Source organism: Pseudomonas sp. FW300-N2F2 (assembly GCF_017351655.1).
Lineage (GTDB): Bacteria > Pseudomonadota > Gammaproteobacteria > Pseudomonadales > Pseudomonadaceae > Aquipseudomonas > Aquipseudomonas fluorescens_AA.
The window spans coordinates 301,430-323,551 of record NZ_JACNDQ010000003.1; the positions used below are offsets into that span (position 1 = coordinate 301,430).

Below are 22,122 nucleotides of genomic sequence, written 5' to 3' on the forward strand. Positions count from 1 at the left end.
ATGCTCATTGAGGTCATTCGGGTTTATGATGCCGGACGGCAGACTAAATAGAAGTCCCTACAGGGATGACTCGACCCCTTACGGAGCGCGCAATGCAGACTTTGTACCCGCAGATCAAACCCCATGCCCGGCACGATCTGGCTGTCGATGACACCCACACGCTCTATGTCGATGAAAGCGGTTCCCCAGAAGGCCTGCCAGTGGTGTTCATTCACGGCGGCCCGGGTGCCGGCTGCGATGCGCAGAGCCGTCGCTACTTCGATCCGAACCTGTACCGCATCGTCACCTTCGACCAGCGCGGTTGCGGTCGATCCACCCCCCACGCCAGCCTGGAAAACAACACCACCTGGGATCTGGTCGAAGACCTGGAGCGTATCCGCAAGCACCTGGGTATCGAGAAATGGGTGCTGTTCGGTGGTTCCTGGGGCTCGACCCTGGCCCTGGCCTACGCCCAGACCCATCCAGAGCGGGTGCATGGCCTGATCTTGCGTGGGATCTTTCTCTGCCGTCCACAGGAAATCGAATGGTTCTATCAGGCGGGCGCCAGTCGCCTGTTTCCCGACTACTGGCAGGACTACATCGCACCGATCCCGTTGGACGAGCGCGACGACCTGCTCAGCGCTTTCCACAAGCGCCTGACCGGCAACGACCAGATCGCCCAGATGCACGCGGCCAAGGCCTGGTCCACCTGGGAAGGTCGTACCGCCACCCTGCGTCCGAACCCGCTGGTGGTCGATCGCTTCTCCGAACCGCAGCGGGCGCTGTCGATCGCCCGTATCGAATGCCACTACTTCACCAACAACGCTTTCCTCGAGCCCAACCAGTTGATTCGCGACATGGGCAAGATCGCCCATTTGCCAGGCGTCATCGTGCACGGCCGCTACGATGTGATCTGTCCGTTGGACAATGCCTGGGAACTGCATCAGAACTGGCCCAACAGTGAATTGCAGGTGATCCGCGACGCCGGCCACGCCGCCTCGGAGCCGGGGATTACCGACGCGTTGGTACGCGCCGCCGCGCAAATGGCCCGGCGCCTGCTCGACCTGCCGCCCGAAGAAGCATGAAGGGGCTGCTGCAACGGGTGCGCGGCGCCCGGGTCGAGGTGGCGGGCGAGATCGTCGGGGCTGTGGACCAGGGCTTGCTGGTGCTGGTGGCCGTCGAGCCCGGGGATACCCGGGCCAATGCCGACAAACTCCTGCACAAGCTGCTTAACTATCGAGTGTTCAGTGATACCGAGGGCAAGATGAACCTGTCCTTGGCGGATGTCGGTGGCGGGTTGCTGCTGGTGTCGCAGTTCACCTTGGCGGCGGACACCAAAAGCGGTCTGCGCCCGAGTTTTTCCACGGCTGCGCCTCCGGCCCTGGGCGAAGAATTGTTCAACTATTTGCTGAGTCAGGCGAAACAGGTGCATGGCACTGTGGCATCAGGTAGATTCGGCGCCGACATGCAGGTTCATCTGGTCAATGATGGCCCGGTAACCTTCCTGTTACAGTCCTGAAAGCGTTAGAAACATCTTTTCGGGTCTGTTTCGAGGTAAAACGGTGAGTTTTCTCGATAAATACTTTGCTACCCCTGATGCGTTGTCACGCGGGCTACTAGATAATCGCGCGCTACGGGGGATCAGCGTTCGCTGGTCCATTTGACTTAGGTAGAGAGTTGTCCTGGACCGTTTGGGGAATCATTTTGCCCCGTCGGAGTCGGAACAATGCTCGCCAACTTGGCAAGAGTGGTCCGCAGGAGCGGTTTTTCAGCACCGTTACCGTGCAGATACTTTATCTGGCCGTTGGTTTTTTGATCAGTTTTCGGCGAGGGTTGCTCGTGATTGTTAGTCCCTGTAATGCACCAAAAATGACGGCCAAACGGTTGAGAAGCGCCCTGGTAACGGGCTCGGCCCTGTTGTGCCTGTTCGGCGCGGGCCAACTGTGGGCATTCAGCCTGGATGATGTATCGGCGAAGGCACAAGAATTGGCCGGGCAGAAGTTCGAAGCCCCGCGCAGCAATTTGCCGAACGAATTCCGCGAAATGAAATTCGCCGATTATCAGAAAATTCGTTTCCGCACCGAAAAAGCTGAATGGGCCGACCAGAAGACCCCGTTCCGGCTGTCCTTCTATCACCAGGGCATGCATTTCGACACGCCGGTGAAGATCAACGAAATCACCGCGACCACCGTCGACGAGATCAAGTACGACCCGACACGTTTCGATTTCGGCGACGTGAAGTTCGATCCCAAGGCCACCGAACAGCTGGGCTACGCCGGTTTCCGCGTGTTGTACCCGATCAACAAGGCCGACAAGCAAGACGAAATCATGACCATGCTGGGCGCGAGTTATTTCCGCGTCATCGGCAAGGGCCAGGTCTATGGCTTGTCCGCTCGTGGCATGGCCATCGACACCGCGCTGCCATCCGGTGAAGAGTTCCCGCGCTTTCGCGAATTCTGGATCCAGCGTCCGAAACCGACCGACAAGCACCTGGTGATCTTCGCCCTGCTGGATTCGCCACGGGCCACCGGCGCCTATCGCCTGACCGTGCGTCCGGGCACCGACACCGTTGTCGACGTGAAATCACGGGTGTTCCTGCGTGATCGTGTCAACAAGCTGGGTATCGCCCCGTTGACCAGCATGTTCCTGTTCGGCGCCAACCAGCCGTCCAAGGTGTTGAACTACCGTCGTGAACTCCACGATTCCAGCGGCCTGTCCATCCATGCCGGCAACGGCGAGTGGATCTGGCGTCCGCTGAACAACCCGAAACACCTGGCCGTGAGCAACTTCTCGGTAGAAAACCCGCGTGGTTTCGGCCTGCTGCAACGTGGTCGTGACTTCAGCCACTACGAAGACCTGGACGACCGTTACGAAAAACGTCCAAGCGCCTGGATCGAACCGAAAGGCGATTGGGGCAAAGGGACTGTCGATCTGGTTGAAATCCCGACCGCCGACGAAACCAACGACAACATCGTTGCGTTCTGGAGCCCGGAAAAACTGCCTGAGCCAGGCCAGCCACTGGACTTCGCCTACCGTCTGCACTGGACCCTCGACGAAGCCAACCTGCACTCGCCAGACAGCGCCTGGGTCAAGCAGACCCTGCGTTCGACCGGTGACGTGAAACAGTCCAACCTGATCCGTCAACCGGACGGCAGCGTGGCCTATCTGGTGGATTTCGAAGGGCCGTCCCTGCAAGCGCTGCCTGAAGAGGCCGAGGTGCGTAGCCAGGTGAGCGTTGGCGACAACGCCGAGATCGTCGAGAACAGCGTGCGCTACAACCCTGAAACCAAGGGCTGGCGCCTGACGCTGCGCATGAAGATCAAGGACCCGAGCAAAGCGACCGAGATGCGTGCCGCATTGGTCAGGCCGCTTGTCCCTGTCGAGCTGCCAGCCACCGCGCATTCCGTGACCACGCTGGCCAAGGCCGACAAGGTCGCCAAGCAGCAGAGCGAAAAAGAGCAAGCCAACGAGCAGGCCGGCGAGCAGAAAGAGGCCAAGGCCGTCAAGTCGTCCACCGCTGCCGCCGAGCCGACCCCAACCCCACAGGAACCGGAACAGACTGAACAAGTCCTGACCGAGACCTGGAGCTACCAGTTGCCTGCCGATGAGTAATACGTCCGTACAACCAGAATCTCTCAGTGAGTATCTGGCCCATTTGCCGATGACCGATGAGCAGCGCGCCGAGCTGGCGGGCTGCACGTCATTCAGCGAATTGCACAAGCGCCTGGCTTCTTCGACATTCGACGCACCCAACGAGGCGGCGCAAGCCTCGGTGGGCCGTCGCCTGACGCTGAGCACTGCCGAGGAACTCGAGGACGCCGAAATGCTGGCCCTCGATGCCAACGGCCGGGTGTGCTTGAAGGCGACGCCGCCGATTCGCCGGACCAAGGTCGTGCCTGAACCGTGGCGCACCAATATCCTGGTGCGCGGCTGGCGGCGCCTGACCGGGCGTACCAACCCGCCGAAGCCGCCCAAGGATGAGCGCGTGCTGCCCCATGCACGCTGGCGTACCGTGGGTTCGATCCGCCGCTACATCCTGCTGATCCTGATGCTCGGCCAGACCATCGTTGCCGGTTGGTACATGAAAGGCATCATGCCGTACCAGGGCTGGTCGCTGGTGGATCTGGACGAAGTCTTGCACCAACCGCTGCTGCAGACGGCCACGCAAGTGCTGCCGTATGCGTTGCAGACCAGCATCCTGATTCTGTTCGGGATCCTGTTCTGCTGGGTGTCGGCGGGTTTCTGGACCGCGCTGATGGGCTTTCTCGAATTGCTCACCGGCCATGACAAATACCGCATCTCCGGCGCCAGCGCCGGCAACGAGCCCATTCCCAAGGACGCCCGCACTGCGCTGGTGATGCCGATCTGCAACGAAGACGTGCCGCGGGTATTCGCCGGTTTGCGCGCGACCTTCGAGTCGGTGGCCGCCACCGGTGACCTGGATCGCTTCGACTTCTTCGTGCTCAGCGACAGTAACGAAACCGATATCTGTGTGGCCGAACAGCAGGCCTGGCTGGATGTCTGCCGTGAAGCCGGGGGCTTCGGCAAGATCTTCTACCGCCGTCGTCGCCGTCGTGTGAAACGCAAGAGCGGCAACCTCGACGACTTCTGCCGTCGTTGGGGCAGTGACTACAAGTACATGGTCGTGCTCGATGCGGACTCGGTGATGAGCGGCGAATGCCTGACCAGCCTGGTACGCCTGATGGAAGCCACGCCAGACGCCGGCATCATCCAGACTGCGCCGCGAGCCTCGGGCATGGACACGCTGTATGCGCGCATGCAGCAGTTCGCCACGCGGGTGTACGGTCCGTTGTTCACCGCCGGTTTGCACTTCTGGCAGTTGGGCGAATCCCACTACTGGGGCCACAACGCGATCATCCGCATGAAACCGTTCATCGAGCACTGCGCCCTGGCGCCGTTGCCCGGTAAAGGCGCGTTCGCCGGTGCCATCCTGTCCCACGACTTCGTCGAAGCCGCGCTGATGCGCCGTGCCGGCTGGGGCGTGTGGATTGCCTATGACCTGCCGGGCAGCTACGAAGAGCTGCCACCGAACCTGCTGGACGAACTCAAGCGTGACCGTCGCTGGTGCCACGGCAACCTGATGAACTTCCGGCTGTTCCTGGTCAAAGGCATGCACCCGGTGCACCGTGCGGTGTTCCTGACCGGCGTGATGTCCTACCTGTCGGCGCCGCTGTGGTTCTTCTTCCTGGTGCTGTCCACCGCGCTGCTGGCGGTGAACACGCTGATGGAGCCGCAGTACTTCCTCGAGCCACGCCAGCTTTATCCGTTGTGGCCGCAATGGCACCCGGAAAAAGCCATCGCGCTGTTCTCGACGACCATCGTGCTGCTGTTCCTGCCCAAGTTGTTGAGTATCGTGCTGATCTGGGCCAAGGGCGCGAAGGCGTTCGGTGGCAAGTTCAAGGTGACGTTGTCCATGCTGCTGGAGATGCTGTTCTCCATGCTGCTGGCGCCGGTGCGAATGATCTTCCACACCCGCTTCGTGCTCGCCGCGTTCCTGGGCTGGGCCGCGACCTGGAACTCGCCGCAACGTGACGACGACTCCACGCCATGGAGCGAAGCGGTCAAGCGCCACGGCCCGCAGACTTTGCTGGGCTTCTTCTGGGCCTTGCTGGTGATCTGGCTGAACCCGAGCTTCCTCTGGTGGCTGGTGCCGATCGTGGGTTCGCTGATGCTGTCGATCCCGGTATCGGTGATCTCCAGCCGCGTGGGCCTGGGCTTGAAGTCCCGTGATGAAAGCCTGTTCCTGATTCCTGAGGAATACGCACCGCCGCAGGAGCTGCTGTCGACTGACCAGTACACCCATGAGAACCGTTGGCATGCACTGAACGACGGCTTCATCCGGGCGGTGGTCGATCCACAACAGAACGCCTTGGCGTATGCGCTGGCGACCTCCCGTCACGGCAAGGCCGAGCCGATCGAATGGCTGCGGGTCGAACGCGTTCGTCACGCCCTGAAGGTCGGCCCTGCCGGTCTCAGCAATGCCGAGCGGCTGGCCCTGCTGAGCGATCCGGTGGCCTTGTCTCGCCTGCACGAGCAGGTCTGGAGCGAGGCGCATCCCGAGTGGTTGGCGGCATGGCGTGAGTCGGTCAAGGCCGACCCTCATGCACCGCTACTACCGCTTCAGCCGGTGAGCGTGCAGCCTCAAGTGGCCTGATCCACAAAAAGCCCCGCTTCTGAAAGGAAGCGGGGTTTTTTGTTGGGTGCATTTTTTACCTGTGGCCCTGGACTTTGTGGCGAGGGAGCTATGGTCTTGGGATGACGGATCGTGGGAGTGGGGATTTTGTGTGTATATCCGTTATTTAGGTAACGGCTGCTGACGGTTCCGCCCTTACGGCGGGTCACTTTCGAAAAGCCGGAATGCCGGCCCAGGCGAAAGTAACCAAAGCGCTTCATGCCCCACCACTCGGCACCTCGCCTAGGCTCGGTGTGCCTTCGTTCGGCCAGCGTGGTTAACGGGGCGCCGAGATCAACGTCCGACGCGAGGCGGCCTTATAGCCGACCTGGTTCTTGATGGGGACCGCGTTTCCCCTGTGGGAGCGGGCTTGCCCGCGAAGACGGCGGTACATTCAGCATTGATGCAAGCAGGCCCACCGCTATCGCGAGCAAGCTCGGCTCCCACAGGGCTCGGCAGTGGACACAGATCCTATAAGTGACCAAAAACCTGTGTGGGAGCAAAGCTTGCTCGCGAGGCGGCCTGATAGCCGACCTGCTCTTACGGGTGTACCCAATCCAATTGTGGGAGCGAGCTTGCTCGCGAAGACGGCGGTACATTCAGCATTGATGCAAGCAGACCCACCGCTATCGCGAGCAAGCTCGGCTCCCACGGGGCTTGGCGGTGGACGCTGATCCTGTAAACGACCAAAAACCTGTGTGGGAGCAAAGCTTGCTCGTGAAGACGGCGGTACATTCAGCATTGATGCAAGCAGACCCACCGCGATCGCGAGCAAGCTCGACTCCCACAGGGCTCGGCGGTGGACACAGATCCTGTAAACGACCAAAAACCTGTGTGGGAGCGAGCCTGCTCGCGAATACGGCGGTACATTCAGCATTGATGCAAGCAGGCCCACCGCTATCGCGAGCAGGCTCGGCTCCCACAGGGCTCGGCGGTGTGCAGGAATACTGTGCCCACTGAAGATCACGGGTATACCCACACCCAAGTTAAACCCGGAACCGTCCCACCAACGTCTGCAAATGAACCCCCAACCGCGCCAGCTCAGCACTGGACGCCGCAGTCTCTTCACTGGACGAGGCCGTCTGCTCCGACACATCACGCACATTCAGTACGCTACGGTTGATCTCCTCAGCCACGGCACTCTGCTGCTCGGCCGCGGCCGCGATCTGCTGGTTCATCGATTGGATCGCCGAAACCGTGCGAGTAATGTTCTCCAACGAGCCTCCCGCGCGGCGGGTCAGTTCGACGCTGCTGTCGGTCAGGCTGCGGCTGTTGTCCATGATGGTCGCGACCTGTTCGGTGCCGCTTTGCAGGCCAACAATCAGTTCTGCGATTTCTTCGGTGGACTTCTGGGTGCGCTGGGCCAGGCTGCGGACTTCATCGGCCACCACGGCGAAGCCTCGTCCTGCCTCGCCGGCACGGGCTGCCTCGATGGCTGCGTTGAGCGCCAGCAGGTTGGTCTGCTGGGCCACGGACTTGATCACGTCCAGGACGCTGCCGATCTTGTCGCTTTCGCGCTTCAAATCGCCCATGGCGGCGGTGGAGTTGCCCACTTCCTTGGCCAGCCGCTCGATCTGGGCAATGGCCTCGCCCACTACTTTGTCGCCTTCGCGGGCCTGTTGGTCGGCAGCGAGGGCGGCTTCGGAGGCTTCCTCGGCGTTGCGGGCGACTTCTTGCACCGTGGCGGTCATTTCGTGCATGGCGGTGGCGACCTGATCGGTTTCCACTTTCTGGCTGTTGACCCCGGCGCTGGTCTGCTCGGTCACGGCCGAGAGTTGTTCGGCGGCGCTGGAGATCTGGGTCACACCTTCGCTGATGCCACCGATCAATTGTCGCAGGCCCACGGTCATGCTTTGCATGGCGCGTTGCAGTTGGCCCAGTTCGTCGCGACGGTCGGAGGTGAGGTTGAGGGTCAGGTCGCCGGCGGCGACGCGTTCGGCAACCTTCAAGGTCTGGCCGAGCGGGCCCACGATCTGCCGGGTGATGAACAGCGCGGCGATCACGCCAAACAGCAGCGCCAGGGCGGCCGCTACGATCAGGACCATCTTGGCTTGGGCGGCGTCGCGGTCACGCACGGCTGTCTGGGACACGGTCAGCTTCTGGCTAGCGTCCATCAGTATCTGACCTTGCTCGCTCATGCGCTGGAGCGCAGCGGCGTTGTCGATTTGCGAGTCGCGGAACTGGGAGACTGCCGCGCGATAGAGGTTGAACGAGTCGCTGGCCTGCTGCAGGTTGGCGGCGTGTTCCTGGGGCAACTCGTCTGGCAGGCGCGCAAGCAGTTTGAGGACGGTGTCGATGGCCTCAAGGGCGGGTTGCTGGGCTTCGCTCTTGCCGCTGTAGGTGTAGCCGCGAACCTGGTAGCGGGCTTGCTGGATGGCCTTGCTCAGGGTGACCACGCTGTTGAACGGGGTGACGTCGCCGGCTTGCAGCATCAATTTTTCAACTTCGGCGACGCGGGCTACGGCGTTGTCGGCGCTGGCGCCGAGTTTGCCGCGTGCATCTTCGCGGCTGACGGTGGCGCGGGTCATCTGGGCGAAGGCGCCCTTGTATTCGGTGACGGCGGCCAGTTGCGCATCGATCAGCGCCACGTCGGCCGGTTGTTCGATCAACAGGCGAGCAGTCTTCAGGCCCTCTTCGAGCTTGCCCAGCAGGTCGTTGACCGGCTGCGGTCCCTTCTCGCCCCGCGTGGTGTTGTAGTCGATGCTGGCCAGGTTCAAGTCTTTGCTCAAGTCGTTGAGACTGGCAATGAACCCCAGTTTGTCGCCTCGACTGATGACATTGCCCAGGCCGGACCAACCGGTGAATGCAATCATCAAGGTGAGGAACAGCACCAAGCCGAAGCCTGCGCCGAGTTTGCGATTAACGCCTACGTTTCCCAGACCCTGGGCAAGCCACCGGAACATGCTGATACTCCCTTGTAGCGCTGATTGGTTTTATCAGGGCTATATCGGCAGTTCGGGCGGGATCTGTAGAAAAATAGACGTAATGCGTTCCCGTGGCGAGGGAGCTTGCTCCCGCTCGGCTGCGAAGCCGTCGCAAAGTCTGACGGCGCTGGTGGCCGCGTCGCGCCCAAGCGGGAGCAAGCTCCCTCGCCACGGGGGTTATATTTTTAGACCTTGAAGCGCCCCACCAGCGTTTGCAAATGCACCCCCAGCCGCGCCAGTTCGGCGCTGGAGGCTGCGGTTTCTTCACTGGAAGAAGCCGTTTGTTCGGACACATCGCGAACGTTCACGACGCTGCGGTTGATCTCCTCGGCGACGGCACTCTGCTGCTCGGCGGCGGCGGCGATCTGTTGGTTCATCGACTGGATAGCCGAGACGGTGCGGGTGATGTTTTCCAGTGAGCCGCCGGCGCGGCGGGTCAATTCGACGCTGCTGTCGGTCAGGTTGCGGCTGTTGTCCAGGGTGGTCGCGACCTGTTCGGTGCCCGATTGCAGGCCGAGGATAAGCCCTTCGATTTCTTCGGTGGACTTCTGGGTACGCTGGGCCAGGCTGCGAACTTCGTCGGCCACCACCGCGAAACCACGTCCGGCTTCACCGGCCCGGGCCGCCTCGATCGCCGCGTTGAGGGCCAGCAGGTTGGTTTGCTGGGCCACGGACTTGATCACGTCCAGGACGCTGCCGATCTTGTCGCTCTCGCGTTTGAGATGGCCCATGGCTTCGGTGGAGTTGCCCACTTCCTTGGACAGGCGTTCGATCTGGGCAATGGCTTCGCCCACGACTTTTTCGCCTTCGCGCGCCTGTTGGTCGGCGGCGACGGCGGCTTCGGAAGCTTCTTCGGCGTTGCGCGCCACTTCCTGCACCGTGGCGGTCATTTCGTGCATGGCGGTGGCGACCTGGTCGGTTTCCACTTTCTGGCTGTTGACCCCGGCGCTGGTCTGCTCGGTGACGGCGGAGAGTTGTTCGGCGGCGCTGGCGATTTGCGTGACACTGTCGCTGATACCTCCGATCAGTTGCCGCAAGCTGATCACCATTCGCTGCAGGCTGCCCTGTAATTGGCCCATGTCGTCACGGCGGGTGACCACCAGGTTATGGCTCAAGTCACCGGAGGCGACACGTTCGAGGGCAACCAGGGTCTGTTGCAATGGACCGACGATCTGCCGGGTGATGATCCATGCGGCAAGCAGGCCAAACGCCAGCGCCAGAACCGTGACGATGATCAGCGCTTCTTTCGCTTGAGTTGTCTCCTGATCGCGTTTCTCGATCTGTGAAGCCGTCAAATGATTGTTCAGCTCATTCAGTCGGGCGTCTTGCTCCACCATTTTTTTGAGGGCTGAGGCGCTGCTCGCCTGCGAATCGCGGAACTGGCTGACGGCGGCACGATAGGCCTTCATCGACTCAGTGGCTTGTTGCAGGTTGGCGGCGTGCTGTTCCGGCAGTTTGCCCGGCAGGCTTTCAAGGTTTTTCAAGACGCTATCGATGGCATCCAGCGCCGGTTGCTCGGCATCGGCCTTGCCACTGTAGGTGTAGCCGCGGACCTGGTAGCGTGCTTGCTGGAGCAGTTTGCTCTGCTCAATCACACTGTCGAATTGCGCGACACTGTCGCCTTGGCGCAAGGCGTTTTCGACCTCTTTCACCTTGGCCACGGCATTGTCGGCGTTGGCGCCAAGCTTGGATCGGGCCGACTCGCGGTTCTGCGTCGCTTGGGTCAGGTCGGCAAAGGCGCGTTTGTACTCATCGAGGATAGCCAGTTGCTGATTGAGCAACTCCTGGTCTGCCGGACGTACAAACCGTTTGAGGGCGGCTTGTATGCTTTCCTGAAGCTTGCCCAGGAACTCGCTGACGACTGCCGGCCCTTGTTCGCCGCGCCGCATCTCATAGTCGAGACTGGCGACTCGCAAATCCTTGGCCAACTCATTGAGACTTGCGATAGACGCCTGTTTATCAGCGCGGCTGATCACGCTGCCCAGGCTGTTCCAGCCCGCTAAAGTGCTCAGGAGGGTCATAAGCAGGACCAGGCCAAAACCGAAACCCAGTTTGCGATTGACGCTTACGTTTCCCAGCTTTTCGGTTAGCCAACTGAACATGCTGATTACTCCCGGAACCTTTTATAGGCCTTATGAGAGGAGTATCGACCATATGATGGGGTTCTGTAGAAAATAGCTGGCGTCCGGTTTGCCGCGTGCATCCTCGCGACTGGCGATGGCGCGGGGTCAAATCGGCGAATGAAGGGGAAGCAGGAGAAATGAGTTAGATGCGTTTGGAATGCCTTGGCAAACCCAGGGATCAGAACAGGCGTGCGAGCAGTGCCGTAACCGCAGTCTCGACCCGCAGGATTCGCTCGCCCAGTTGAACCGGTTGCAGGCCGGCCTTGCCCAGCAGGTCGATCTCGTAGGGAATCCAACCGCCTTCGGGGCCGATGGCCAAGGTCACCGGTTCTGTTAGCGCTCGCGGGCAGGGCGGGTGGTTGCCAGGGTGGCCGACCAGGCCGAGGGTGCCATTCGCGATGGCCGGCAGGCGGTCCTCGACGAAGGGTTTGAAGCGTTTTTCGATGATTATCTCTGGCAGCACGCTGTCCCGGGCTTGTTCCAGGCCCAGGATCAGTTGCTCGCGGATGGCCTCGGGCTCCAGGAACGGCGTCTGCCAAAAGCTCTTTTCCACGCGATAGCTGTTGACCAGCACCACCCGCGGCACGCCCATGGTGGCGACCGTCTGGAACACTCGCCGGAGCATTTTCGGACGCGGCAGCGCCAGCACCAGGGTCAACGGCAACTTGGCCGGCGGCGGCTGGTCGAGGGTCACCTGCAGTTCGGCCTCGCGAGCTTCCAGGCGCAGCACCTGGGCCGTGCCCATCAAGCCACCGATGCGCCCGACCCGCAGGCTGTCACCGACGGCACTGCGATGGACTTCCTGCATGTGGGTCAATCGGCGATCGCTGAGGATGACGCGGTCAGGCCCGATGAAGTCGGCCTCTTCGAGCAGCAGCAGGTTCACGCTTGGGTCGCTGGCGGCTGATCGTTGTGGTCATCGACTGGCTGGTCCTCGGGTTCTTCTTCCCGGCGCTTGCGCACCAGCCCACCGAACAGGATGCCGATCTCGAACAGCAGCCACATAGGCACCGCCAGCAGGGTCTGGGAGAAAATGTCCGGCGGGGTCAGGATCATGCCAACCACGAAGCAGCCGATGATCACGTAGGGGCGGATTTTCTTCAGGTAGGCCACGTCGACCACGCCGATCCACACCAGCAGCACCACGGCCACGGGGATTTCGAACGCCACGCCGAAGGCGAAGAACAGCGTCATGACGAAATCCAGGTAGCTGCTGATGTCGGTCATCATCTCCACGCCCGCCGGGGTGGCGGCGGCGAAGAACTTGAAGATCAGCGGGAACACCAGGTAATAGGCGAAGGCCATGCCGGTGTAGAACAGCAGGATGCTGGACACCAACAGCGGCACGGCGATGCGCTTTTCATGCTTGTACAGGCCCGGTGCGATGAAGCCCCAGATCTGGTGCAGGATCACCGGGATCGCCAGGAACAGCGAGACCATCATCGTCAGCTTCAATGGCGTCAGGAACGGCGACGACACGTCGGTGGCGATCATTGTCGCGCCTACCGGCAGGTACTGGCGCAGTGGCGTGGAGACGAAGGTGTAGATCTGCTGGGTGAAGGAAAACAGCCCGGCGAAGATGATGAACACCGCCGCGACGCAACGCAGCAAGCGGGTGCGCAACTCGGTGAGGTGCGATACCAGCGGCATCGGCTGGTCGTTTTCAGGGATATCGCTCATGGGGCTCGCGGCGGCAAAGTAGGATCGTTAGGCGCAGGGACAGCGGGGGGCGCTGTATCCGCGACCGTCGGTGTCACTGGCGCCGGTTCAGCCACCGGCGCGCCACCTTCTGGCGCTTGGGAAGCCACCGTCGGCTCGGCCTCAGGCTGAACTGGCGTCGGTTCCTGCTGGGTGGGCGTGAAGATTTTCCGCGCCTCCTGCTCCAGGGACAGAATGTGTTCGTTGTGCAGTTGCCGACGGATGTCGTCGGCACCGATTTCACGTTCAACTTCCTGTTTGATCGCATTGAAGCTGCGCTTCAGGCGCCCGATCCAGAGACCGGCGGTGCGCGCAGCACCCGGCAGGCGCTCGGGGCCCAGTACCAGCAGGGCGACGAGGCCGACGAGCAGCAGTTCAGTGAAGCTGATCCCAAACATTAGTCAGTGCTCACGAGTCTTTGCGGATGGGCTCTTCGACTTTTTGGGCCTGCACGTCGATGGTATTCGGCGCATTCACAGGCTGAGTGGCCTGTGGGTGTACCGGTTGGGTCGGTTGTGCGGGCTGAGCCTGGTTTGTCGTCGGATCGGCCGCTTTCTCGTCATCGTTCATGGCCTTGCGAAAACCCTTGATCGACTCGCCGACATCGGTGCCGAGGTTCTTCAGTTTCTTGGTACCGAATACCAGCACCACGACGACCAGGATGACGACCCAGTGTTTCCAGTCAAAGATACCCATGTGGCTACTCCTCTCAAAAATTGATCAGGCGGACGGGCGCGAGGCTTTCTCGACGTGCCCGGACAGACCGAAGCGACGGTCCAGTTCATCCAGTACGGCCTGCGGATGCTGCCCCAGTTGGGCCAGCATGACCAGGCTGTGGAACCACAGGTCGGCGGTCTCGTAGATCACGTCGCTGCAGTCGCCGCTGATGGCGGCGTCCTTGGCAGCGATGATGGTCTCGACGGATTCTTCGCCGACTTTTTCCAGAATCTTGTTCAAGCCCTTGTGGTACAGGCTGGCGACATAGGAACTGTCGGCCGCGGCGCCCTTGCGCTCTTCCAGCACCTGGGCCAGGCGGGTCAGGGTGTCACTCATGGGTATGTCCTGAATAAATGGCATGCGGGTCCTTGAGCACCGGGTCGACGGTTTTCCAGTCGCCGTTCTCGAAGACGCGATAGAAGCAGCTTTGACGGCCGGTGTGGCAGGCAATCTCACCGACCTGCTCGACCATCAGGATGATGACGTCGCCGTCGCAGTCCAGGCGCATCTCATGCAGATGTTGCACATGCCCGGACTCTTCACCCTTGCGCCACAGCTTGCCACGGGAACGTGACCAATAGATGGCTCGGTTCTCGGCGGCGGTCAGGGCCAGTGCTTCACGGTTCATCCAGGCCATCATCAATACGCGCCCGGTCTTGTGGTCCTGGGCGATGGCCGGCACCAGGCCGTCAGCGTCCCACTTGATCTCGTCCTGCCAGTTTTTCATCGTTGACTCCGACCATGGGCCGCGCACCTGACGTCGGCGGGCCCAGCGTTGAAACAGTGTGCCAGCGCGAACCGGTGCTGGCTATCGGCGAACGACCAGATACAGACCGACCGCCATCATGATACCGGCCGGCCAGTGACCCAGTTGGCTCAACGGCCCGCCGGTCGCCAGCACCGCGCCGCCGCCCAGGTGAGCCGCGCCAAGCAGGCGCAACAGCCAATCGTCCTTGCGTCGGTGCCACGGTGGCGCCGGGTCGTGGGCGTGGGGTTGGGACATGCGTTCGAGCAGGTCTCGGGTCATGTTGGCCAGGTGCGGGATCTGCTCGAACTGGCTCTGCACGTTGCCCAGCAAGGCGCGCGGGCTGACGCGCTCGCGCATCCAGCGTTCGAGGAACGGTTGGGCGGTGTTCCACAGGTCGAGGTCCGGGTACAGCTGGCGACCGAGGCCTTCGATGTTCAACAGGGTTTTCTGCAACAGCACCAACTGGGGCTGAACCTCCATGTTGAAGCGTCGCGCGGTCTGGAACAGGCGCATCAGTACCTGGCCGAAGGAAATATCTTTTAACGGTTTTTCGAAGATCGGTTCGCACACGGTACGGATCGCCGCTTCGAATTCGTTGAGCTTGGTCTCGGCCGGCACCCAGCCCGAATCGATGTGCAGTTGGGCGACACGCCGGTAATCACGCTTGAAGAAGGCGAACAGGTTGCGGGCCAGGTAGTCCTGGTCCTCGGGAGTCAGGCTGCCGACGATGCCGCAGTCGATGGCGATGTATTGCGGGCTCCACGGTTGCACGGTGCTGACGAATATGTTGCCCGGGTGCATGTCGGCGTGAAAGAAACTGTCGCGGAACACCTGGGTGAAGAAGATTTCCACGCCGCGTTCGGCCAGCAGTTTCATGTCGGTGCGCTGGTCGGCCAGGGTCGCCAGGTCTGTCACCTGAATGCCGTAGATGCGCTCCATCACCAGTACTTTCGGCCGGCACCAGTCCCAGTAGACCTGCGGCACATAGAGCAGCGGCGAGCCTTCGAAGTTGCGGCGCAGCTGGCTGGCGTTGGCGGCCTCGCGCAGCAGGTCGAGTTCGTCGTAGATGGTTTTTTCGTAGTCCTGGACCACGTCCACCGGGTGCAGCAGGCGGGCATCGGCCGACAACCGTTCGGCGGCGCGGGCGAGGATGAACAGCCACGCCAGGTCCTGGGCGATGATGGGCTTGAGGCCCGGGCGGATGACCTTGACCACCACCTCTTCGCCGCTCTTGAGCTGGGCGGCGTGAACCTGGGCCACGGAGGCCGAGGCCAGGGGCTCGACGTCGAAACGGCTGAACACTTCGCTGATCTTCTTGCCCAGTTGTTCCTCGATCAGCGCCACCGACAGCTTGGAATCGAACGGCGGCACGCGGTCTTGCAACAGCATCAGTTCATCGGCGATGTCTTCGGGCAGCAGGTCGCGCCGGGTCGAGAGGATCTGCCCGAACTTGATGAAGATCGGTCCCAGGTCCTGCAAGGCCAGGCGCAGGCGTGCGCCACGCGTCAGGTCCAGGGTTCGTCGGGGGAACCAGCGCCACGGCAGCACGAAGCGCAGCGCCAGGAGAAACCAGGGCAGCGGCAGGGCGAACAGCAGGTCATCGAGGCGGTAGCGGATCACGACGCGCTGGATGCGCAACAAACGGCGGACGGCAAGCAGCTTCATGCGTTATCGCTTGGTTTCAAGGGATCGGGAAAGGCGCTCGAAACGCGCCTCAAGACGTTCCAGGTCAAGCTTGACCTGGTCCAGTTCATCAAAACGGGCCTGGGCCTCGCGTTGGCCTACGAGGGTACGCGATTCTTCGGCCAGGTATTCACTCAGATTCTGTCCCAGGCTGGCGAAGCCCTGGCGATACCAGCGACGGCGGCTGTGCAAATGGCCGCTGAGCAACTGGGTCGCCACCGGGCCGATCCAGCGGGACACTTCGTACTCCCAGTCCAGCTCGAGGTCCTGGAGAATCGCCGCCAGCTCCAGCAGCACGCCACTGTCGCCGTCGACTTCGACTTCGGGGCTGTGCAGCACCGCGGTCTTGTCCTTGCCCAGGGCCAGGTTCAGCAGGCTCGCGGCAGGGGCGCGCAGGGTGCAATCCGCTTCGGCTTCCCAGTGGGCGGCGAGCATCAGGCCTTCGTCGCTGGGCAGGATGAACAACTGCAACGCCGGGCTGCGGCAGTCGACGGCGATCACCTTGCCGCTCAAGTGCGCCAGGCGCGCGAGCGCCGTGCTGTCCAGGCGCAGTACCCGGTTGATGCCGAGTTCGACACTGGCGAGCAGGCCGGTGAGCAACATCAGGGCTTGATACCGCGGTGCAGGGCGACGATACCGGCGGTCATGTTGTGGTAGGTCACGCGGTCGAAACCGGCCTCGACCATCATCGACTTCAGGGTTTCCTGGTTCGGGTGCATGCGGATCGATTCGGCCAGGTAGCGATAGCTTTCCGAGTCATTGGTGATCAGCTTGCCCATCAGCGGCATGAAGGCGAACGAGTAGGCGTCATAGGCCTTGGACATCAGCGCGTTGGTCGGCTTGGAAAACTCCAGCACCAGCAGGCGGCCGCCGGGCTTGAGCACGCGCAGCATCGAGCGCAGGGCATCTTCCTTGTGGGTGACGTTGCGCAGGCCGAAGGCGATGGTCACGCAGTCGAAATGGTTGTCGGGGAACGGCAGCTTTTCGGCGTCGGCCTGGACGAACTCGACATTGCCGGCCACCCCCAGGTCCAGCAGGCGGTCGCGGCCGACCTTGAGCATGGACTCGTTGATGTCGGCCAGCACCACCTGGCCGGTCGGCCCGACGATATGGGAAAACTTCTTCGTCAGGTCACCCGTGCCGCCAGCGATGTCCAGCACGCGATTGCCGCTGCGCACGCCCGACAGCTCGATCGCGAAACGCTTCCACAGGCGGTGCATGCCGCCCGAGAGCAGGTCGTTCATCAAGTCATACTTGGCGGCTACCGAGTGGAAAACCTCAGCGACTTTTTCCGCTTTCTGGCTTTCCGGCACGTTCTTGAAGCCGAAGTGAGTGGTGGGTTCGGCATCGCTGCCTTTGCGCTGATCAGTCATATCGCGGTCACCAAAAAAGAATGCGGGACATTCTAATCCCGGTGGAGGGCTTTGTCTTGGCAAGGCTGAAGGTAAGATGGGCGACCGCCGGGACGTTTTGACGCAGCCAGGGTCTGAAACGTTCAGGCAAGTCCCGATAAAACAGGAGTCACCCGATGGCCCGTATAACTGTTGAGCGTGCCCATGGCCTGGGCAAGGAAGCGGCGCGAGAGAAAGCCGACAAGCTGGCGCAGAAGTTGTCCGACAGCTATGGCCTGGAGCCGCAGTGGGTGGGCGACACCCTGAAACTCAAGCGTTCCGGGGTCAAGGGCGAAGTGCATGTGGGCGAGGATTCGATCCGCGTCGACGTGGAACTGGGCATGTTGATGTCGGCCATGAGCGGCACGATCAAGACGGAAATTGAAAAGGCGCTGGATAAGGCGTTGGCTTGATCGACCGAAAGGGAGGTTAACGCAAAGTTGAAATTCACCACCCCACCCTGTGGGAGCGAGCTTGCTCGCGATTGCATTGTTTCAGTCACATCAAGGTTGGCTGACACTCCGCCATCGCGAGCAAGCTCGCTCCCACAGGGAAAGTCATCGCCCTCCGGTTTTGTGTCAGTTGTTAGGGTGCCGTTTCTAATTATTGTCACTACTTTGTGCCTGAGCCCGTCCATGTGCGGGCAGTTCCTCAAACCTTTTTTCGAGTGAGGTGCACCATGGCCAAAGTTATTCTGAAGAAAAAAACCGACGTTGAATCTTCCACGCTCAGCGACGTGAAAACGTACGCGCGCAAGATCTGGCTGGCTGGCCTGGGCGCCTACACGAAGGTCGGCCAGGAAGGCAGCGGGTACTTCCAGGAGTTGGTAAAGGCTGGCGAAGTTATTGAAACCAAAGGCAAAAAGAAAATTGCCGGGAAACTTGAAGCGGCCAACAGCGAATTGATTGAAGCCAAGAGTGACGTCAATACTTTCAAGGCCCGGGTTGAAGTACAACTCGATAAAGTCGAGAAGGTATTCGATGCTCGTGTTGCAAGTGCCTTGAATCGTATCGGCATTCCGTCTAAACATGACGTTGAGACACTCTCTGCTAAGCTCGATGAGCTGACAGCATTGCTCGAACGTGTCGCGCGTAAACATTAAGGAGAACGGGATGGCTGGCAAAAAAATCACAGAAAAAGAGGGCAGCTCGTGGGCCGGGAAGATTGAAAAATATTCCCGCAAAATCTGGCTTGCTGGTTTAGGCGTGTACTCGAAGATCGACACTGACGGCAGCAAGCTCTTCGAGTCCCTGGTTAAGGACGGCGAAAAGGCCGAAAAACTCACCAAGACGGCGGTCGGCAAACAGGTCGATGCCGCCAAGGACTCTGCCGAGTCCGCCAAGTCGCGCATCGGCGGCGTGAAGGATCGGGCACTGGGTAAATGGGACGAACTGGAAGGGGCTTTCGACAAGCGCCTGAACAGCGCGATCTCGCGCCTGGGCGTGCCGAGCCGTAATGAAGTCAAGGCGCTGCACAGCAAGGTCGACACCCTGACCAAGCAGATCGAAAAACTCACCGGCGCCAAAGTCGCACCCGTGGCGACCAAGACGGCGGCGGCCAAACCGGCCGCTAAAACGGCAGCCAAACCACTGGTCAAGGCTGCGGCAAAACCCGCCGCCAAACCAGCGGCGAAAGCAGCGGCCAAGCCTGCGGCTAAAACCGCAGCGGCCAAACCTGCTGCCAAGGCGACGGCCAAACCGGTAGCGGCGAAAGCGGCAGCCAAGCCCGCCGCCAAACCGGCTGCCAAGCCAGCGACCAAGACGGCTGCAGCTAAACCCGCAGCGGCTAAGCCTGCAGCCAAGCCAGCGGTAAAAGCGGCGGCCAAACCCGCTGCGGCGAAAAAGCCTGCCGTGAAAAAACCGGCCGCGCCAAAAGCTGCCGCACCCAAGGCGCCAACCGCGGCCGCCAAACCGGCAACCCCGGCGAGCACGGCGAACTCCGCCGCGGCGCCGACCCCGGTCGCCACTCCAGCACCAACGGCGGCTCCAACGACGCCTTCCACCCAGTCCTGATTCTGCGGGACATGCAAAAACGCCCGGCCTGTGAAGGTCGGGCGTTTTTGTTTGTACGCGGGTCAATCTCAAACCTTGAAATCACCCGGAAAACAATGTGGGAGCGAGCTTGCTCGCGATAGCGGTGGGTCAGCAGTATTGATCTTGACTGATACACCGCTATCGCGAGCAAGCTCGCTCCCACAATGGATCTTCCACTGCTGGTCGTCAGTCATGCTCTTCCAGGTACCGCAACGCCAGGCGCTCCGTCGCCACCTTGGTCGCGGGCGGCAGGTGCGGTGCCACCAGCATCATGATCTGGTAGACCACCAGTCGAACCTCGCCCTCGCGGTCCAGGATCCGCTGGTAGTCCAGGGAGAACAGCAACGTCATGGTGATCTGCTCCACCAGTTGCCCCAGGGCCTGGGTATCGCTGACCAGCAGATCCTGGGCCTTGAGCTGCGCCAGGAGTGAGGCGAGGGTTCGCTTCAGGGCGTTGAGCAATTGACGGATGCCCTTGGCCAGCTTCGGCAGGCGCCCGGCCAGGTTCGACAGGTCCTGGAACAGAAACCGGTACTGGGCCAGGCGCTCGACGATCAAGTGCAGGAACAGCCAGTAGTCTTCCGGCGCCAACTGCGCATCCGCCGGTGGGTCCAGCAGCGGTGCCAGTTCGCTCTGGAAGCGCTCGAACAACCCGAGGATCAGCGGTTCCTTGCCATGGAAGTGGTAGTAGAGGTTGCCTGGGCTGATGCCCATTTCGTTGGCAACTTCCATCGTGGATACGTTCGGTTCGCCCTTTTCGTTGAATAATTGCAGGGCACATTCAAGGATGCGGTCGCGGGTTTTCATCCGGTCTTCTTAATGATCGAGTCGTGCCACGGCCAATGGTCTGGCCGTGGGGTAGGGGCTTCAGCGCACGCGAACATAGGTGCCGGGGGCGGCGTCCAGAGGCGGGTAGTTCGCGTTGCCCAAGGTCATCTGGGTTTCGTGCTGGGCGCCGGAGCGCTCCTGGATCCAGCCCAGCCATTGTGTCCACCAGCTCCCTTCGACGTGGGCGGCGTCGTAGTACCAGGCCCGTGGGTCGCTGCTCATTTTTGCGCTTTCGATGTAGTTGGCCTTGGGGTTGCCCGGCGGGTTGAGAATGCTCTGGACATGGCCACTGTTGGAAAGCACGAAGCGTTTGTCGCCACCGAGCAACAGCGTCGAGCGATAGACGGCGTCCCAGGGCGTGATGTGGTCGTTGATGCCGGCCACGCTGAAGCTGTCCACCGTCACTTTCTGCAGGTCGATGGGCGTGCCGCACACTTCCAGGCCGCCGGGGTGGGTCAGTGGGTTGTGCTTGAAGAAGTCCAACAGATCGCCGTGGTAAGCCGCCGGCAGCCGGGTGCAGTCGTTGTTCCAGTAGAGAATGTCGAAAGCCGGCGGCTCTTTGCCCAGCAGGTAGTTGTTGATGAAGTAGGTCCAGATCAGGTCGTTGGGGCGCATCCAGGCGAACACCCGGGCCATGTCGCGACCATCGAGAATGCCCTTCTGGTAGGAGCGGCGCTTGGCGGCCTCGAGGGTCTGCTCGTCGATGAACAGCGTGGCCTGGCTGTCGATCTGACTGTCCAGCAGGCTCACCAGGTACGTGGCGCTGGCGACCCGACGCAGCTGGCGCTTGGCTTGCAGGTGGCCTTGCAGGGCGGCGATGGTCATGCCACCGGCGCAGGCGCCCATCAGGTTGACCTCACGGGCGCCGGTGATCGCCCGGCAGACGTTCATGGCCTCTTCCGTGGCCTCGACATAGCTGGACAAGCCCCATTCGCGGTGGCGTACGTCAGGGTTGCGCCAACTGATGATGAACACCTGCAAACCGTTTTTCAGGGCGTACTGGACGAAGCTGTTGGAGGGGCTGAGGTCGAAAATGTAGAACTTGTTGATCTGTGGCGGCACGATCAGCAATGGCTTGGCGTACTGCTTTTCGCTCATGGGCCGGTACTGGATCAGTTCGAGCAATTCGTTGCGAAACACCACCGAGCCGGGTGTGGTCGCCAGGGTCTTGCCGACTTCAAAGGCATGGGGCGTGGTTTGCCGCGGCAAGCCGTCGTTGTGCAGCAGGTCGTCCACCAGATGGCTGATGCCTCGAACCAGGCTGGCGCCGCCGGAGTTGAACAGTTCCTTGACCGCCAGCGGGTTGAGCAAGGTATTGGACGGCGATACGGCGTCGTTGAGCAGGGCGAAGGCGAAGTGGGCGCGGGCGCGGTCATCCTGGCTCATGTCGCTTTCGTCAATCCAGCTCTTGACCTGTTTTTGCCAGCTCAGGTAGGCCTGCAGGCTGCGGCGGTAGAATGGATTGAGCTGCCAGGTGGGGTCGGCGAAACGCGGGTCGTTGGGGTTGGTGGGGTGCAGGGTTTCGCCCAGCAACACACGGCCCAATTGACTACCCAGTTTCAACGCATGCCGGGCACTGTGCACCGGGTTGCGCAAGCCGTGTGCGGCCACGCTGCGCAAAGTGGACAGCAGGTCCCTGCCACGCAGGCCGGTGACCGCACTTTGTGCGTTGATGAAACTGGCAGGGGCGGGCATGGAACCCTTCGCCGGTCTGTCGCGCATGAGTCAACTCCTTCGTCATCAGGCTAAAAACAAACACACCGAACCAGACAACATAGTCGCTGTTTCGGGTCGCTGCGCGATCC

General features: G+C 61.5%; 19 protein-coding genes and 3 pseudogenes. 7 read left to right on the forward strand and 15 right to left on the reverse strand.

Annotated elements, in window-relative coordinates; translation table 11 throughout:
• Positions 1-92: 92 nt before the first annotated feature.
• From pip to mdoH, 4 genes are all read left to right on the forward strand, one after another.
• The gene (gene pip / locus J4E63_RS22180) at positions 93-1,064 is read left to right on the forward strand and encodes a prolyl aminopeptidase (protein WP_003196909.1); all 972 of its coding nucleotides are present in this window, start codon (positions 93-95) and stop codon (positions 1,062-1,064) included.
• Complete coding sequence (gene dtd / locus J4E63_RS22185) at positions 1,061-1,498, forward strand: D-aminoacyl-tRNA deacylase (protein WP_060739582.1); 438 nt, start codon at positions 1,061-1,063, stop codon at positions 1,496-1,498. Before pip ends, dtd begins: the two co-directional genes overlap by 4 nt.
• Before the next feature lie 320 nt (positions 1,499-1,818).
• Positions 1,819-3,591, forward strand: a complete 1,773-nt coding sequence (locus J4E63_RS22190) for a glucan biosynthesis protein G (protein ID WP_092173466.1) — start codon at positions 1,819-1,821, stop codon at positions 3,589-3,591.
• The gene (mdoH, locus tag J4E63_RS22195; RefSeq protein WP_060739581.1) at positions 3,584-6,154 is read left to right on the forward strand and encodes a glucans biosynthesis glucosyltransferase MdoH; all 2,571 of its coding nucleotides are present in this window, start codon (positions 3,584-3,586) and stop codon (positions 6,152-6,154) included. Before J4E63_RS22190 ends, mdoH begins: the two co-directional genes overlap by 8 nt.
• 1,004 nt (positions 6,155-7,158) lie before the next feature.
• On the opposite strand, the gene J4E63_RS31360 is transcribed toward mdoH, so the two are convergent.
• The 13 genes and pseudogenes from J4E63_RS31360 to ubiE all read right to left on the reverse strand — a co-directional run bounded on the left by J4E63_RS31360 (position 7,159) and on the right by ubiE (position 17,438).
• A complete protein-coding gene (locus J4E63_RS31360) occupies positions 7,159-8,031 on the reverse strand; it encodes a methyl-accepting chemotaxis protein (protein WP_404942620.1) in 873 nt (290 codons plus the stop codon).
• Positions 8,017-9,075: pseudogene (locus tag J4E63_RS31365) on the reverse strand (methyl-accepting chemotaxis protein); the annotation flags it as partial. The pseudogene J4E63_RS31365 and the gene J4E63_RS31360, both read right to left, overlap by 15 nt.
• A 206-nt stretch (positions 9,076-9,281) precedes the next feature.
• A complete protein-coding gene (locus J4E63_RS31370; protein ID WP_404943345.1) occupies positions 9,282-10,175 on the reverse strand; it encodes a methyl-accepting chemotaxis protein in 894 nt (297 codons plus the stop codon).
• A 9-nt stretch (positions 10,176-10,184) separates the two neighbouring features.
• Positions 10,185-11,198, reverse strand: a pseudogene (locus tag J4E63_RS31375) (methyl-accepting chemotaxis protein); the annotation flags it as partial.
• Between the two features lie 199 nt (positions 11,199-11,397).
• A complete protein-coding gene (locus tag J4E63_RS22210; protein WP_207283374.1) occupies positions 11,398-12,105 on the reverse strand; it encodes a 16S rRNA (uracil(1498)-N(3))-methyltransferase in 708 nt (235 codons plus the stop codon).
• Positions 12,102-12,899 (reverse strand): twin-arginine translocase subunit TatC, encoded by a 798-nt coding sequence (gene tatC / locus J4E63_RS22215; RefSeq protein ID WP_060739577.1) that lies wholly within the window; start codon positions 12,897-12,899, stop codon positions 12,102-12,104. Before tatC ends, J4E63_RS22210 begins: the two co-directional genes overlap by 4 nt.
• A complete protein-coding gene (gene tatB / locus J4E63_RS22220) occupies positions 12,896-13,315 on the reverse strand; it encodes a Sec-independent protein translocase protein TatB (RefSeq protein ID WP_207283375.1) in 420 nt (139 codons plus the stop codon). Before tatB ends, tatC begins: the two co-directional genes overlap by 4 nt.
• A 10-nt stretch (positions 13,316-13,325) precedes the next feature.
• The gene (locus tag J4E63_RS22225) at positions 13,326-13,613 is read right to left on the reverse strand and encodes a twin-arginine translocase TatA/TatE family subunit (RefSeq protein ID WP_192261871.1); all 288 of its coding nucleotides are present in this window, start codon (positions 13,611-13,613) and stop codon (positions 13,326-13,328) included.
• A gap of 24 nt (positions 13,614-13,637) precedes the next feature.
• Positions 13,638-13,970, reverse strand: coding sequence for a phosphoribosyl-ATP diphosphatase (locus J4E63_RS22230; RefSeq protein WP_003186671.1), 333 nt, complete (start codon positions 13,968-13,970; stop codon positions 13,638-13,640).
• A complete protein-coding gene (hisI, locus tag J4E63_RS22235; protein ID WP_003196931.1) occupies positions 13,963-14,361 on the reverse strand; it encodes a phosphoribosyl-AMP cyclohydrolase in 399 nt (132 codons plus the stop codon). The genes J4E63_RS22230 and hisI overlap by 8 nt, the downstream gene beginning before the upstream one ends.
• 81 nt (positions 14,362-14,442) lie before the next feature.
• The gene (gene ubiB / locus J4E63_RS22240; RefSeq protein ID WP_060739574.1) at positions 14,443-16,047 is read right to left on the reverse strand and encodes a ubiquinone biosynthesis regulatory protein kinase UbiB; all 1,605 of its coding nucleotides are present in this window, start codon (positions 16,045-16,047) and stop codon (positions 14,443-14,445) included.
• A pseudogene (locus tag J4E63_RS22245) lies at positions 16,044-16,668 on the reverse strand (SCP2 domain-containing protein). The gene ubiB and the pseudogene J4E63_RS22245 overlap by 4 nt, the downstream one beginning before the upstream one ends.
• A complete protein-coding gene (gene ubiE, locus J4E63_RS22250; RefSeq protein ID WP_003196937.1) occupies positions 16,668-17,438 on the reverse strand; it encodes a bifunctional demethylmenaquinone methyltransferase/2-methoxy-6-polyprenyl-1,4-benzoquinol methylase UbiE in 771 nt (256 codons plus the stop codon). Before ubiE ends, J4E63_RS22245 begins: the two are co-directional and overlap by 1 nt.
• Positions 17,439-17,593: 155 nt before the next feature.
• On the opposite strand from ubiE, the gene J4E63_RS22255 reads away from it, so the two are divergent.
• The 3 genes from J4E63_RS22255 (at position 17,594) to J4E63_RS22265 (ending at position 19,468) form a co-directional block, all read left to right on the forward strand.
• Positions 17,594-17,869 carry a polyhydroxyalkanoic acid system family protein gene (locus J4E63_RS22255; protein WP_060739573.1) on the forward strand — a complete coding sequence of 92 codons (276 nt, stop codon included), beginning with the start codon at positions 17,594-17,596 and terminating at the stop codon, positions 17,867-17,869.
• 266 nt (positions 17,870-18,135) lie between these two features.
• The gene (locus tag J4E63_RS22260) at positions 18,136-18,558 is read left to right on the forward strand and encodes a phasin family protein (protein WP_060739572.1); all 423 of its coding nucleotides are present in this window, start codon (positions 18,136-18,138) and stop codon (positions 18,556-18,558) included.
• Between the two features lie 10 nt (positions 18,559-18,568).
• The gene (locus tag J4E63_RS22265; RefSeq protein WP_207283377.1) at positions 18,569-19,468 is read left to right on the forward strand and encodes a phasin family protein; all 900 of its coding nucleotides are present in this window, start codon (positions 18,569-18,571) and stop codon (positions 19,466-19,468) included.
• Positions 19,469-19,675: 207 nt separating this feature from the next.
• Here J4E63_RS22265 and J4E63_RS22270 read toward each other — a convergent pair whose 3' ends face one another.
• Together J4E63_RS22270 and phaC are read right to left on the reverse strand one after the other, a co-directional pair.
• Positions 19,676-20,296, reverse strand: coding sequence for a TetR/AcrR family transcriptional regulator (locus tag J4E63_RS22270; protein WP_060739570.1), 621 nt, complete (start codon positions 20,294-20,296; stop codon positions 19,676-19,678).
• A 60-nt stretch (positions 20,297-20,356) separates the two neighbouring features.
• Entirely contained in the window at positions 20,357-22,039 is a 1,683-nt protein-coding gene (phaC, locus tag J4E63_RS22275) for a class II poly(R)-hydroxyalkanoic acid synthase (protein ID WP_207283378.1), read from the reverse strand.
• Between the last annotated feature and the right edge of the window lie 83 nt (positions 22,040-22,122).